Below are 12,948 nucleotides of genomic sequence, written 5' to 3'. Positions count from 1 at the left end.
TCCATTTCGGATTCTCGTTGGCACTGCTCCCGGCTGCGGGGGCGTTGGTTGCAAGTTTCCCTGCGAGGGTCAGCTTAGACAGGAAGCCGTTTGTTGTAGTTCAGGGTGAGGACTGAGGCGCCCATGATCACCGCGGAGCCCACAAAGTACAGGAGGGCCCAGGTGTAGGAACCGGTGGCCCCGACGATCAGGCCGACGACGATGGGGGTGACGAAGCCGGAGATGTTGCCGCTGAGGTTCATGGCACCGCCCAGGACGCCGGCGTTGGTGCGTCCGCCCAGGATGGCCGGGATGCTCCAGAACAGGCCCACCCAGCGCAGGAAGAACAGGACGAGCGAGAGCAGGACGACGGCGGTGGTTGCGTCCGGGACCACGGTGACGCCCACCAGGCCGGCCACCACGATGGCGCTGGAGATGCCCAGGAGGGTCCGCATCACCAGGTTTGCCGACGCCCCGGAGGCCCGCCATTTGTCGGCGATGGTGCCGCCGATGATTTCGCCGACGAAGCCGGCGCCGAAGATGACCAGCGTGGACCAGCCGATGGTCTTCAGGTCGAAGCCCTTGGCCTGGGCCAGGTACAGCGGGCCCCAGGTCAGCAGGCCGTAGAAAACGCCGTTGAATCCCAGCCAGCCCAGGCACATGGCCCAGAAGGAACGGAACTTGAGGTAGGGGAGCAGGCCGCGCTTGCCCTTGCTGCCATCCACGGCTGCCTCGGCGTCCTCGGCGGCATGCGAGGCTTCGATGTAGGAGGCCTCCGCGTCGTTGACGCCGCGGTGCTGGCGGGGATTGTCCCGGACGTACCACCAAACGGCGAGGCCCATGAAGACGGTGGCGGCGCCGGCGATGACGAAGGACCAACGCCAGCTCCCGGTGGAGGCGATGAGGCCGGCGATGATGATGCCGCCCAGCCCTGCGCCGAGGGGTGCGCCGGCGTCCAGGATGGTGGCGCCGCGGCCGCGTTCGGACTTGTGCATCCAGATGGCATTGAGCTTGCCGCCTGCCGGCATCACCCCGGCTTCGGTGACGCCGATTCCCAGACGGGCAATGAACATGCTCAGGAAGCCGCCGGCCATGCCGGATGCCGCCGTGGCTGCGCCCCAGCCGAGGCAGGAAGCGGTCATAACCTTGCGGGGTCCGAACTTGTCGATCAGCCAGCCGACGGGGACCTGCATCAGGGCGTAGGTCCAGAAGAAGGCGGAGAGCAGCAGGCCCACCAGTTCGGGCGCCAGGTTGAATTCCTTCTGGATGATGGGCAGCGCCACGGAGATCGATCCGCGGTCGATGTAGTTGACGGACACCAGGACCAGGAGCAGCAGGAAGAGCTTCCAGCGGACGGCTGTGCGCCGTTGCGTGCCGCCCTTTCCGGCTTGTTCGGTGGTCAGGGGTGCGGCCTCGTCTGGCGTGGCCGTTGTTTCGGTGTTTGGGATGGACACAGCTTCTCCTTCACGGGGAAGTTTACGGATGGGGGAGGGAGCGTAAGGTGCGTGGAGTCCGCCCGGCAGGGCAGGTGCGCCTGCCGGGCGGGAGGGCGGTGCGCGCCAGGCGATCCGGAGCGCCGGGTGCTGCCGCGTTTTTGGGATCCCAATTTGGGATCCCAAAATCAAAGGTAAGAGTGACTCCCGCCACTGTCAAGAGTTTCTTGCTGTGCCCGCACCGCGACGGCGTGCCAACGGATTGTGACTGCCCGCGGATGGCTATGCCGGGGAGTCGCTCCGCCGATGGGAAAGGATCTCGGCCAGCTCCGCGAGTCGGTGGGCGCGGGCCGATTCTGCCGGCGTGAAGGGTTCCCCGGGCCGGGAAAAGGCAATAGGCCCGTGCCATGCGGTGGGGATCTTGAGGTACGTCCCGTCGTCGGCGGCCCTGGTGCCGGCGTCCGACGACGGGACGATCCGGGCATGCAGCAGCTCGGCCACCGCCAGCGGCAGTTCCTCGGGGGCGGCGGCGATCCGGGCCGCGAGGCTGAGCGCCCCGGTCTGCCCGTCCGCCATGGCCAGCGCCGTGGTGGGCCAGGCATGTGCGCCTGTTCCGCCGCCGTCGTGCAGTGCCGCAACCAACTCACTCTCGCCCACGTCGCCCGGCACGGAAAGGACAAACTCGTCCAGGACGCCACCGGGCACGGGGTGGACGTGGATGCTCAAAATGTTGGTGTCCAGCCGTGCCAGCGCGCGTGTGATCCGCTGCAGTGAACCGGGCTGGTCCCGCAGCACTGTCCGGGCGCGCCACAGTGATGGGGCTGCCGCCAGCTGCCGGCGGTGCCGCAGGGCCGGTGCGTGCAGCCAGCGGAGCAGGATCCGGGCGGCTGAGGGCTCGGCCACCCAGATCACCAGGACCGTTGCAGTGAAGGTCAGCACCAGCACTTTCGCCACGTAGGGGAGGTGGGCCTCCAGTACCAGGGCATGCACCAGCAGCTCGATGGGCAGCATCGCCGCCACGTTCGCCAGGGTCAGGCGCCCCTTGGGCGGTTCGGGCATCTGGCCGCACACCTCACAGCGCAGCTCGGCGGCGGGCGTGTTGTGGGGAAGGCGCTTCATGGATCAAGCATCGTGCGGCGCTGTTACCGCCGCGTTGCCTTCCGATTCCATTCATGGGAACGCGCCGGGGCTTTCGGCGCCCTGCTCCGTAGGATTTACCCGGAACGTCAGCGCGGCCGCCCGTCAGTATTTACCCCCAGGAAGGCGCTGCCCGTGAAGATGTTTGCCGAAATGTTCAGCATTGGCCCCGGCAACAAGGACCACCACCCTGCGTTCAGGTGCGCGGTGGGCGTCTTCGTCCCCCTCATCACGCTGGTGCTGCTTAACAGGCTGGACCTGGCAATCTTCGCGTCTTTTGGCGCCTTCGCCGGGATCTACGGCCGCGGCGAACCACACGCGGTCCGCTTCGTGCTGCAGCTGCGGGCCGGGCTGCTGATGCTGCTGGTGATCTTCCTGGCGGCGCTCGCGGCGCGGATGGGGCCTGCCTGGGGGCTCGACGCCGCCACCCATACCTGGCTGCTGGTCCTGGCCACCACGCTGGTGGCCGGGGCCTGTTCCGTCGCCATCTCCTGGCTGCGGTTGCGGCCGGCCGGTTCGCTCTTCCACATCTTCGCGTTTGCCGCCATCGCCTCGATTCCCAACCAGCCACCCTTGTGGCAGGGCATGTTGGTGGCGGTCCTGACCACGGTGTTCGCCCTGCTGGTCGGCTTCTCCTCCCGGATCCTTTCCAGCCACCGGACCCCCTGGGCCAGGCCTGCCCGCATCCGGCGGACCCCCGCTGAGAAGCGAACAGCGTGGCTGGAAGGGTTCGGCTACCTGGTGGCGGCGGGACTCGCCGGCTCGCTGGCCACGTGGGCAGGCGGCCGGCTGGGATTCGGGCACAATTACTGGGCCATGGTGGCCGCCGTGGTTCCCCTGGTAGGCCATACCACCCGGCACCGGGTACGCCGCGGCATCCAAAGGATCATCGGGACCGTCCTGGGACTGCTGGTCCTGGCCGCGGTCCTGCTGATCGGCCTGCAGCCCTGGCAGACCGTGCTGGTGATGGCGCTCTGCCAGTTCGGAGCAGAGATGTTCATCATCCGCCAGTACCTCCTGGCCCAGGTCTTCGTGACACCACTGGCGCTGGTCTCCACGCTTCTGGTGGTTCCCGCCTCGCCATCCATCCTGCTGCGCGACCGCATCATCGAGACCGTCATTGGCGCCGCCGTCGGCATCGCCGTGGTGCTGGCCCCCGCCGCGTGGCGCCGTGCCAGGCAGCGCGCGACGACGGCCTGACCGCCTGCCCGACTGACCCACCCGCCAGGGGCTGCCCCGCACCGTGCCGCGTCCTTTCCGCGGTACGCTGGATTCCCATTCAATGGAAGCGGGTGTCAGCGGTGGCCAATTCACGGTCCGGTGATTCGGTGGTGGACCGGATCGTCCGGCTGATTTCCGCCTTCCCGCAGGATGTCTCCGCCCTGCAGCTCAGCGAACTTGCCCAGCGGGCGGGCCTGCCGCTGACCACCACGCACCGGCTGGTGGGCCAACTCGCCGCCCACCGGTTGCTCGAGACCGCGCCCGGCGGCACGGTCCGCCCCGGCGTCCGGTTGTGGGAGCTGGTAAACAGGGCGTCCCCCACTCTCGCCCTTCGGCAGGCCGCCATGCCGTTCATGGAGGACATCCAGCAGGTCCTGAACCAGAATGTGAACCTGGCCGTCCTGGACGGCTGGGAGGCGTTGTTCGTCGAGCGGCTGTCCCGAAGGGGTTCGGTGGCCAACCGGGCCCAGGTGGCAGGCAGGATGCCCGTCCACATTTCGTCCGCAGGGCTGGCGTTGATGGCCCACCAGGACAGGTCGGTGCAGGATGAATACCTCGGCCAGTTTGCCGATCCCGAGGGGAATGCCGGGCCCGACGCCGTCCGGATGCTGCTCGCCGAAACTTACCGCCAGGGGTTCGCGCAGCTCAAGGCCGTGGTGGACCCCGACACCTGGGGCATCGCCGTGCCCATCCTCAACCGCAGGCAGCGCGCCGTGGCGTCACTCGGCGTCGTCGTTCCCCTCCGCGAGATGCGCCTGCAGGCCCTGGTGCCGGCACTGCAGACGGCCGCCCGGGGCATCGCCCGGCAGCTTGCCGATTCCTGAACCATTCAACGGAATCGGTGTAACGCCGCTCACGGAGTTTCACCCACACTGGTGGGCAGACGAACCACTCCGGTACCGCCCCCGCGGGCCCGCAATGAAGCGAGAAACAGAACATGGCACGCAAAGTCATCAACACCCAGGTGGCCATCATGGGAGGCGGTCCCGCAGGACTGATGCTGTCCCACCTGCTGGCCACCGCAGGGATCGAGTCCACGGTGATCGAGATCCGCAGCCACGAGGACATCGCCCTTACCGTGCGTGCCGGCATCCTGGAGCACGGGACCGTCAACCTGCTGGTGGACAGCGGCGTCTCGGACCGGGTGCTGCGCGACGGCGACCGTCATGACGGCATCGAACTGCGCTTCAACGGCGAAAGCCACCGCATCGACTTCAAGGACCTGGTGGGGGAGTCCGTGTGGCTGTACCCGCAGACGGACGTCTTCCTGGACCTTGCCGCGCGCCGGAAGGATGATGGCGGCGACGTGCGCTACAGCGTCACAAACACGTCCGTCCATGACCTGAAGGGAAAACCGAAGGTCTGGTTCACCGATGCCGACGGCGTCGAGTTCGAGATCCAGGCCGACTTCCTGGTGGGCGCCGACGGATCGCGGAGCCACTGCCGGGTCCAGATACCCGAGGGCTGCCGCAAGTGGTACTTCCATGAATATCCCTTCGCCTGGTTCGGCATCCTGGCCCAGGCGCCGCGCAGCTCAGACGAACTCATCTACGCCAACTCGGCCAACGGCTTCGCCCTGATCAGCCAGCGCACCCAAACCGTGCAGCGGATGTATTTCCAGTGCGACCCCAGGGAAAACGTGGCGGACTGGGATGACGACAGGATCTGGGCCGAGTTCCGCAGCCGCGTCAACGGCAATGGCTTTGAGCTCAAGGAAGGCCCGGTCCTGGAGAAAATGGTGCTGCCGTTCCGCAGTTTCGTCCACACCCCCATGCGCCACGGCAACCTCTTCCTGGCCGGCGACGCCGCCCACACGGTGCCGCCGACGGGCGCCAAGGGCCTCAACCTGGCCATCAATGACGTCAAAGTCCTCTTCGAGGGACTGGACAGCCACTACAACTCCGGCTCCGACGCGCTCCTGGAGACCTACAGCGACCGGGCGCTGGACCGGGTCTGGAAAGCGCAGCAGTTCTCGTACTGGATGACCACCATGCTGCACACCCCCGCGGGCGCCGACGACTTCTCCCGTGCCCGGCAGCTCGGCGAATTGAAGTCGGTGGTCTCCTCCCGCCACGGCATGGCCTACCTGGCCGAGGCTTACACGGGCTGGCCCGGAGCTTCCTGACAGGAGGACGACGGCGGCCGGGGGGTCAGTACCCCAGCAGGCGCCGGATGGTGGCGGCGATGGCTTCGGGGTCGGGATCGTCGTCGCGCCGCACCGTGAGCAGGTGCAGCAGGACGCCGTCCGCGTAATCCGCCACGTCCCGTGCCCGGGCCGCCGGGGCCGGCACTCCAAGTGTGGCCAGCATCTGTTCGAGTCCGCCGAGCAGCAGGCGGTGCCCGGCGGTTACGGCTTCGGGACGGTCCAGTGAAAGGGCCAGCCGGGCCCGGGTAAGCCCTGAATGCTGCCGGGAAAGCGCCAGCACCATCCCGGCCAGCTGTCCTGCCAGCTGGTCGACATCCCGTGGGGTCCCTGCCGGGCCCACGTCCTGCAGAAGTTTGGCGTCCAGCTGGAGCAGGCGGTCCAGGACTGCTTCCACCAGTGCTGCCCGGTTTCGGTAGTAGTTGGACGTGGTGCCTTCGGGCAGGCCCGCGGCCGCGTCCACTGCCCGGTGGGTGAGGCCCTTCATTCCGTTGTCCGCCACGACGGTGAGTGCTGCGTCGAGCAGTTGGGTGCGTCGGTCGGGCATGGGTTCAGTGTAATGCGACCCCTTCCAATGAACTACAAAAGTAGTAGAATTTGGGGTATGGAAACGATCTCGATCGTTGGTGGTGGAATCGCAGGGCTGGCCCTCGCCGCCTGCCTGGAACCGGACCGTTTTCAGGTCACGGTCTACGAGAAAAGGCCGGAGCTGCCCACCGTTGGCACCGTCCTTGCTATGTGGCCCAATGCCCAGCGGGCCCTCGCCCGGATCGGCATCCTGGGCCAGGCCCGTGCGGTCAGCCCCGTCCTGGGCAGCGGGTCCATCCGCGATGCGGCTGGTGAGCCCTGGGCCACGGTCAACGGGGGCGAGCTGTTTGGGATGTCCAGGATTGACCTGCTGACGCTCCTCGACCGGGCCGTCCCGGGCAGCGTCCGCCGCGTCAGCAGCCACCTGCGGTCGTTGCCGGACGGTGAGGGCCTGGTGGTGGGTGCCGACGGAGTTCACAGCCTGGTCCGCCACCAGGTCTGGGGTGCGGGGACGGATGCGAGGGTCACTTCTTGCCTTGCCGTCCGGGGCACCATCCCCGCGCCGGTCAATCCCGATGAGGTGGGCGAATACTGGGGGCGCGGGGACCTGTTCGGCATCGCAGCGTCCCCGGGCGGAACCAATTGGTATGGCAGCTGGCGCTCCGGGCTTGGCCCCAACGGCATAGACGTTGAGGAGGCTCTTGAACAGTCCCGGCGCCGCTTTGCCGGCCACGCTCCCGCCATTCGCGCGGTGCTTGCCGCCGCGGTCCCGGAACTCTCCCTTGCCCAGCGGATCTGGACCACGCCCCCGCTGCGGTCCTACGTCCGCGGCACTGCGGTACTGATAGGCGACGCCGCCCATGCCATGATGCCCAACCTCGGCCGCGGCGCGTGTGAATCATTGGTGGATGCTGTCACGCTGGCAGATCTCCTGAACAGCCTGCCGCGTGGGAAGGCACTTGCCGCCTACAACAGGCAGCGGTGGCTGCCGACCCGGGCGCTTAGCCGCGCCTCGGCGGCGATGATGCGGGTGGCGCTGGCGGAACGTGGCCAGCCCGTCCGTGACGCCCTGCTCAACGTGGCCCGACGGCGGAAGGAATCTCCCGCCGTCGGCGGACATGCCGGCGGTTGATCAGCAGGGCAAGGGGCGGGGAATCCGCTTCCGCCCTTGGGTTGGTTGCGTTCAATCCTTGGGCGCCGTCCCGCTGAGGTGGTGGGTGGGGATGCGGTCCCGGTCGTAGGTGATCTCTGTGTAGCCGTGCGGCTCCGGCTTGCCGTCCTGGTTCAGGTTCACGAACACAATTTCCTCGATGGTGAGGATGCTCTGCCTGGTGATCATGTTCCGGACTTCGGCCCTCATGGTCAGCGAGGTGCGGCCAAACCGGGTGGCTGTCAGGCCCATCTCGATAAGGTCGCCCTGGACAGCCGAGCTGACGAAATTGATCTCCGAGATGTACTTGGTGACTGCGCGCCCGTTGCCGAGTTGGAGGATGGCGTAGATGGCGGCCTCTTCGTCAATCCATTTCAGCAGGCTGCCGCCGAAGAGCGTCCCGTTGGCGTTAAGGTCCTCTGGCCGGACCCACTTGCGGGTCCGGAAAGTGATGTCGGCTGTTTCCATAGGCCGAGGTTAGCTGAACGGGGCCGCCTGCCGGACCCGTATGACGATGGGGGCCTGGTGCCGAACGGCAGTCAGGCCATGGCGGTCTGGGCGGCACTGTGGGCATTGATGCTCTTGGCGTAGCAGTACGAGTGCTCCACGCCGGCGTACGGGCCGAAGTTCGGGATCGGTTCAAACCCGGAATTTTGGTAGAAGTTGCGCCCGTCCGGCTGCGCGGATCCTGCTTCGGCCTTGATGCGGGTGATGCCCTGCCGGAATGCCTCTGCTTCGAGGGCTGCCAGGATGGAGCTCGCAACCCCGGAGCCCCGCGTGTAGGGCAGGACGTACAGGCGTTTGATTTCCGCAGTGGATCCATCCAGGAGGCGAAGTCCGCCGCACCCCACGGGCTGCCCCGAGCCCTTGTCGTACGCAACGAGGAACACGGCACAGTCAGCTCCCGACGGCGGTGGCCCGGGTTCGTGGTCGGCCCGGCCAAAGCGGGCGTCCAGTTCGGCCTGCTGGGCCCGGCGCAGGTCGGCGCCGACGGGATTGGACCAGGAAACCTGGCGGATGTTGAGCCTGGGATTGGTCTGCATGACTGCCTCGATTCGCCGGAGGGGTATGCCTCACAAGGCTATGGGGCCGCGGTTACGCCGGTGTTTCCCGTCCGTTAGGGCCCGGATAACGTTTCGCAGCCCGCTGGCGGCCGCTAGGTCGCTTGGCAGCCTAGTTATCAGTTGGTCTAGAATGATGCCATGGTTTCTACGGGCAACGAGGGATCCGGCTACTGGTACGGACCCGACGGGCAGCTGGATTACAGTGCGGCGGTGTTGAAGTCACTGCGGGACTACAGGGCGGCCGAGACTGAAATCCGCCGCAGCACCAGGGACTCCATGGGGATGGGGGAGACGGACATCCTCGCCCTGCGGTACCTCCTGAGGGTGCAGGCTTCGGGCAAGCAGGTTGTTCCCAAGGACCTCAGCAAGTTCCTCAATATTACTAGCGCCTCCACCACCTCGCTCATCGACCGCCTGGTGGCGAGTGGGCACGTCCGCCGGGAGGCGCACCCCACCGACCGCCGTTCCGTGGTTGTCGTTCCCACGGGTGAATCGGACAAAGAGGTGCGCGAGACCCTCGGCGCAATGCACCGCCGCATGATGACCGTTGCGGAGAGCCTGTCCGCGGAGGAAGCCCGCATCGTGGTCGATTTCCTCCAGCGGATGACTGAATCACTCCAGGTGCACGAAAGTGAAGAATTAAAAGTTCACTAGCCGGACTAGCTAGTTAGGCTAGTTATATGTAAGCTTACGATTGTTCCTGCTGTTGCTTCCCAACGGAGTCGTGAGTGTGTTGGTTACTTTCCTTGAAGTTTCGCCGCCTGATGCCCGCTTGGGTGCCCCAGTTCCGGGCCTGACCCCTTCCTCCCTGGACGGCACCACTGCGCCGCAGGGAGAACCGGCGGTCCACTGCGGCGCACGCATGGAGCTCGTCACACCGGCACTTGGGTGGGAGGGCACCAGCTACACATTTGCGTCCATGGGGGCCCATGCCACCGAGCTTCCCCCCGTGTGGCGTTGCAGCTGCGGCTTCCAGCTGGATGCATGCTTCGCCGGACCACGTCACGATCATGCGTCCATGGCCCTGACGGCATGAGTGTCAGCGAAGCAACCCGGCCAGCCCCGCGACCGGCCCTCGAAACGGACGGGCGCGCTCCCTTCTCCGGGCGTTACCAGCTCAGGGAACGCCTGGGCCGGGGCTCTGCCGCCGAAGTCTTCCGTGCGGTGGACCTGGAGGGCGGCCCAGACGTCGCCGTCAAAATCGCCGCAGCCAACGGCCCCAAGCAGCACGAACGGGTCCGCAACGAAGCCGCGGTCCTGGCCGGGCTCAAGAACCCCTCGATTGTGCGGCTCATTGCGCACGGGGTCATGCCCGGCGGCGGCAACCCGCTGTCGGGGCGGCCCTTCCTGGTGGAGGAACTTGCTTTGGGGGCCAGCCTGGCCGAAGCCGGCCGGGTGCAGCGCCCCCAGCCCGGTGATTTAGCACGCTGGGCCCGCGGCCTCTTCGACGCGCTTGCGCACCTGCACGCCAGGGGGCTGGTGCACCGCGACATCAAACCTGCCAACCTGATGCTCAGCGGGCTGCGAAGAAGCCCGGTAAGGATCATCGACTTTGGGATCGCAGCGGCAGCGGGCTCGGCTCCGGAACCCGGCATCTCCTCCGGAACCGTCCACTACATGAGTCCGGAGCAAGCAGCAGGCGGGGCAACAGATCCTTCCTGGGACGTGTACTCCATGGGGCTCGTGCTGCTGGAGCTCCTCACGGGCGCCAAGGCATTCCCGGGGACTGCCATCGAGTCCCTGGTGGCCCGTACCCTGCGGTCGCCGGAGATTCCGGAGACCCTCGGCGACTGGAGCGTTTTCTTGCGTCACCTCACCGCCATGAATCCCCATGAGCGCCCGACGGCGGCAGCGGCCGCCGCGATGGCCGCCCGCTTCATCCAGGTGGCGCCGTCAACGGATTCAAGTAACAAGCCCCGCCCAAGCCTCCAGCGCGGGGAAGGTACCCTTCGCAGCCGGGCCGCCGTCCGCCCGTGTTCGGCAATGCCGGTGTTCCCGGCGAGGCGCAAGCGGCAGCAGGCCTAGGGCGCCGCCACGTCCCGTCCTGTCGGATCCTCTGCCGTGGGGTCTGCCAGGGCCAGGCCGCCCACCGGGCTTCCGTCCCAGTGGATCAGCTTCCAGCCCGTATCCGTGCCGCCCTCCAGGGCCACGATCCCGGTGTTGGCCAGGACATGGCGGGCAGCGAATTCGTGGTCCGCTCCGTCGGCCCGCAGGCCCGCCCAGGTGCGGATGGCCGCACCGTGGCTCACCACTGCGACGGTGCGGTGCTGCTGCCGTTCGGCCCGCTCCACCACGTGTGCGATGGCGGCGTCGAACCGTTCGAAGAAGCCGTGGCCGTCCGGGCCGGCAGGCATGCGCCGGTCCAGGTTACCGGCCGCCCAGGAAATAACCGTTCCCATGTAGAGCTTGTGGGATTCGTGGTCCGTGAGTTTCTCGAGGGACCCGGCCTCGATTTCGTGCAACCCGTCCAGGACTTCAACATCGAGCGTTTGCAGCCGTGCCAGCGGGGCAGCGGTGATCTGTGTCCTGATCAGCGTGGACGCATACAGGGCCCCGATGCGCTCGTTGGCCAGCGACCGGGCCATTGCCTCGGCCTGGCGCTCGCCGAGTTCCGTCAGTCCGGGTCCCGGGTGGTCGGTATCGAGTTGGCCCAGCACATTGCCCGGCGTTTCGCCGTGGCGGATCAGGAGCAGTTTCATGTTCCCAGTTTCCCACTGGGCCGCGGTGGTGTGCCTGCTTCGGTGCCGTTCGCCACGCTGCCGGGGCAAAAGGAAAGCGCCGGGCCCGCTGGGAGCCCGGCGCCGCCGTCGTACGTTTTGCCCTGCCCGTGGCCTTACTTCAGGTGGTCCACCAGCTGGTCGGCGATGCCGGTGTATTTGCCGGGCGTAAGCGCCAGGAGGCGGGCTTCTGCTTCCGGGGAAAGGCCCAGGCCCTGCACGAATTCCTGCATGCGGGCCGCGTCCACGCGCTGGCCGCGGGTGAGGTCCTTCAGCCGCTCGTAAGGGTTTTCCATGCCTTCGACGCCGGCGATCGCCTCGGCGCGCATCACCATTTGGATGGCCTCACCCAGGACTTCCCAGTTGGTGTCCAGGTCCCCGGCCAGCACGTCCTCGGCAACGTCCAGGCGCTCCAGGCCCTTGGCAACGTTCGAGATGGCCAGCAGGGAGTGGCCGAAGGCGACGCCGATGTTGCGCTGGCTGGAGGAATCGGTGAGGTCGCGCTGCCAGCGGGAGGTCACCAGGGTGGAGCCCAGGACGTCCAGCAGGCCGGAGGAGATCTCCAGGTTGGCCTCGGCGTTCTCGAAGCGGATCGGGTTGACCTTGTGCGGCATGGTGGACGAACCCGTGGCGCCCGCAACCGGGATCTGCGCGAAGTAGCCGATGGAGATGTAGCTCCAGATGTCCGTGCAGACGTTGTGCAGGATGCGGTTGAAGCGCGCGACGTCGGCGTACAGCTCGGCCTGCCAGTCGTGGCTTTCGATCTGCGTGGTCAAAGGGTTCCAGGTGAGGCCCAGGCTCTCGACGAACGACTTGGATACCTGCTGCCAGTCGGCACCGGGGACGGAGGCAACGTGGGCGGCGTAGGTGCCGGTGGCGCCGTTGATCTTGCCCAGGTATTCGGTCTTGGCAATCCGGTCGAGCTGGCGGGTCAGGCGGTGCGCGATGACCGCCAGTTCCTTGCCCAGGGTGGTGGGGGTGGCCGGCTGGCCGTGCGTGCGGGACAGCATGGGTACGGAGCGGTTTTCCTCGGCCATGGTGCTGATCTGCGCCACGAGCTTGCGGGCGGCGGGCAGCCACACGTCCTCCACGGCACCTTTGACGCCGAGGGCGTAGGAGAGGTTGTTAATGTCCTCGGAGGTGCAGCCAAAGTGGACCATCGCGGTCAGGTTTTCGATGCCGATGGCGGGCAGGCGGCGGCCGATGTAGTACTCCACGGCCTTCACGTCGTGGACGGTGACGGCTTCGATCTCGGCGAGTTCCGTCACTGAGTTGGCATCGAACTCCGTGACGATCGCGCGGAGCTGGTCCTGCTGTTCTGTGCTGAGCGGTCCGGCGCCGGGAAGGACGCTGTTGCTGGTCAGGTGGATGAGCCATTCGACTTCCACGGCCACGCGGTCACGGTTCAGTGCTGCCTCGGACAGGTAGTCCACGAGGGGCGCGACGGCGGCCTGGTAACGGCCGTCGAGGGGTCCAAGCGCGATTTTCTCCGATGACGCGGCGAGGGCCAGGCGTCCTGAGGGCGTGCGGGTATCAGCGGTGGCGGCAGTTTCAGGCATGTACTGATTCTTTCATG

At 67.1% G+C, this 12,948-nt stretch carries 13 protein-coding genes; 6 read left to right on the top strand and 7 right to left on the bottom strand.

Annotation, left to right across the window (positions count from 1 at the left end; translation table 11 throughout):
- Positions 1-74: 74 nt before the first annotated feature.
- Both VXJ37_RS16145 and VXJ37_RS16140 read right to left on the bottom strand, forming a co-directional pair.
- Positions 75-1,433 carry an MFS transporter gene (locus VXJ37_RS16145; protein WP_331324051.1) on the bottom strand — a complete coding sequence of 453 codons (1,359 nt, stop codon included), beginning with the start codon at positions 1,431-1,433 and terminating at the stop codon, positions 75-77.
- A 261-nt stretch (positions 1,434-1,694) separates the two neighbouring features.
- On the bottom strand, positions 1,695-2,531 hold the full coding sequence (locus tag VXJ37_RS16140) for an ACT domain-containing protein (protein WP_331324050.1): 837 nt from the start codon (positions 2,529-2,531) through the stop codon (positions 1,695-1,697).
- 153 nt (positions 2,532-2,684) lie between these two features.
- Between VXJ37_RS16140 and VXJ37_RS16135 the strand changes: the two genes are divergently transcribed.
- The 3 genes from VXJ37_RS16135 to VXJ37_RS16125 all read left to right on the top strand — a co-directional run bounded on the left by VXJ37_RS16135 (position 2,685) and on the right by VXJ37_RS16125 (position 5,895).
- Positions 2,685-3,749, top strand: a complete 1,065-nt coding sequence (locus tag VXJ37_RS16135) for an FUSC family protein (RefSeq protein ID WP_331324049.1) — start codon at positions 2,685-2,687, stop codon at positions 3,747-3,749.
- 101 nt (positions 3,750-3,850) lie between these two features.
- Positions 3,851-4,594 carry an IclR family transcriptional regulator gene (locus VXJ37_RS16130; RefSeq protein ID WP_331324048.1) on the top strand — a complete coding sequence of 248 codons (744 nt, stop codon included), beginning with the start codon at positions 3,851-3,853 and terminating at the stop codon, positions 4,592-4,594.
- Positions 4,595-4,707: 113 nt separating this feature from the next.
- Positions 4,708-5,895, top strand: a complete 1,188-nt coding sequence (locus VXJ37_RS16125; protein WP_331324047.1) for a 4-hydroxybenzoate 3-monooxygenase — start codon at positions 4,708-4,710, stop codon at positions 5,893-5,895.
- 25 nt (positions 5,896-5,920) lie between these two features.
- On the opposite strand, the gene VXJ37_RS16120 is transcribed toward VXJ37_RS16125, so the two are convergent.
- The gene (locus VXJ37_RS16120) at positions 5,921-6,460 is read right to left on the bottom strand and encodes a TetR/AcrR family transcriptional regulator (RefSeq protein WP_331324046.1); all 540 of its coding nucleotides are present in this window, start codon (positions 6,458-6,460) and stop codon (positions 5,921-5,923) included.
- Positions 6,461-6,517: 57 nt separating this feature from the next.
- Between VXJ37_RS16120 and VXJ37_RS16115 the strand changes: the two genes are divergently transcribed.
- Positions 6,518-7,573, top strand: a complete 1,056-nt coding sequence (locus VXJ37_RS16115) for an FAD-dependent monooxygenase (protein WP_331324045.1) — start codon at positions 6,518-6,520, stop codon at positions 7,571-7,573.
- Positions 7,574-7,624: 51 nt separating this feature from the next.
- Here VXJ37_RS16115 and VXJ37_RS16110 read toward each other — a convergent pair whose 3' ends face one another.
- Together VXJ37_RS16110 and VXJ37_RS16105 are read right to left on the bottom strand one after the other, a co-directional pair.
- The gene (locus VXJ37_RS16110) at positions 7,625-8,059 is read right to left on the bottom strand and encodes an acyl-CoA thioesterase (protein ID WP_331324044.1); all 435 of its coding nucleotides are present in this window, start codon (positions 8,057-8,059) and stop codon (positions 7,625-7,627) included.
- A 71-nt stretch (positions 8,060-8,130) separates the two neighbouring features.
- The gene (locus VXJ37_RS16105) at positions 8,131-8,634 is read right to left on the bottom strand and encodes a GNAT family N-acetyltransferase (protein WP_307309185.1); all 504 of its coding nucleotides are present in this window, start codon (positions 8,632-8,634) and stop codon (positions 8,131-8,133) included.
- Between the two features lie 159 nt (positions 8,635-8,793).
- Here VXJ37_RS16105 and VXJ37_RS16100 point away from each other — a divergent pair, with 159 nt between their 5' ends.
- Together VXJ37_RS16100 and VXJ37_RS16095 are read left to right on the top strand one after the other, a co-directional pair.
- Positions 8,794-9,309, top strand: a complete 516-nt coding sequence (locus VXJ37_RS16100) for a MarR family winged helix-turn-helix transcriptional regulator (protein WP_331324043.1) — start codon at positions 8,794-8,796, stop codon at positions 9,307-9,309.
- 378 nt (positions 9,310-9,687) lie between these two features.
- Positions 9,688-10,680 carry a serine/threonine-protein kinase gene (locus tag VXJ37_RS16095; protein ID WP_331324042.1) on the top strand — a complete coding sequence of 331 codons (993 nt, stop codon included), beginning with the start codon at positions 9,688-9,690 and terminating at the stop codon, positions 10,678-10,680.
- On the opposite strand, the gene VXJ37_RS16090 is transcribed toward VXJ37_RS16095, so the two are convergent.
- Both VXJ37_RS16090 and purB read right to left on the bottom strand, forming a co-directional pair.
- Positions 10,677-11,354, bottom strand: coding sequence for a histidine phosphatase family protein (locus tag VXJ37_RS16090; RefSeq protein WP_331324041.1), 678 nt, complete (start codon positions 11,352-11,354; stop codon positions 10,677-10,679). The genes VXJ37_RS16095 and VXJ37_RS16090 overlap by 4 nt on opposite strands.
- Positions 11,355-11,488: 134 nt before the next feature.
- Positions 11,489-12,931 carry an adenylosuccinate lyase gene (gene purB / locus VXJ37_RS16085; protein WP_331324040.1) on the bottom strand — a complete coding sequence of 481 codons (1,443 nt, stop codon included), beginning with the start codon at positions 12,929-12,931 and terminating at the stop codon, positions 11,489-11,491.
- Positions 12,932-12,948 lie beyond the last annotated feature (17 nt).

This window comes from Pseudarthrobacter phenanthrenivorans, assembly GCF_036455295.1.
In the GTDB taxonomy this organism is placed as follows: Bacteria; Actinomycetota; Actinomycetes; order Actinomycetales; family Micrococcaceae; genus Arthrobacter; species Arthrobacter phenanthrenivorans_C.
Note: the sequence above shows the minus strand (reverse complement) of the source record. Positions and strands in the feature narration are given on the sequence as shown.

Excerpts from the sequence above, each read along its gene's own strand:
- purB (WP_331324040.1), bottom strand. The coding sequence starts at position 12,931 with ATGCCTGAAACTGCCGCCACCGCTGATACCCGCACGCCCTCAGGACGC.
- VXJ37_RS16110 (WP_331324044.1), bottom strand. The coding sequence starts at position 8,059 with ATGGAAACAGCCGACATCACTTTCCGGACCCGCAAGTGGGTCCGGCCA.
- VXJ37_RS16125 (WP_331324047.1), top strand. The coding sequence starts at position 4,708 with ATGGCACGCAAAGTCATCAACACCCAGGTGGCCATCATGGGAGGCGGT.
- VXJ37_RS16140 (WP_331324050.1), bottom strand. The coding sequence starts at position 2,531 with ATGAAGCGCCTTCCCCACAACACGCCCGCCGCCGAGCTGCGCTGTGAG.
- VXJ37_RS16090 (WP_331324041.1), bottom strand. The coding sequence starts at position 11,354 with ATGAAACTGCTCCTGATCCGCCACGGCGAAACGCCGGGCAATGTGCTG.
- VXJ37_RS16100 (WP_331324043.1), top strand. The coding sequence starts at position 8,794 with ATGGTTTCTACGGGCAACGAGGGATCCGGCTACTGGTACGGACCCGAC.
- VXJ37_RS16105 (WP_307309185.1), bottom strand. The coding sequence starts at position 8,634 with ATGCAGACCAATCCCAGGCTCAACATCCGCCAGGTTTCCTGGTCCAAT.
- VXJ37_RS16115 (WP_331324045.1), top strand. The coding sequence starts at position 6,518 with ATGGAAACGATCTCGATCGTTGGTGGTGGAATCGCAGGGCTGGCCCTC.
- VXJ37_RS16120 (WP_331324046.1), bottom strand. The coding sequence starts at position 6,460 with ATGCCCGACCGACGCACCCAACTGCTCGACGCAGCACTCACCGTCGTG.
- VXJ37_RS16095 (WP_331324042.1), top strand. The coding sequence starts at position 9,688 with ATGAGTGTCAGCGAAGCAACCCGGCCAGCCCCGCGACCGGCCCTCGAA.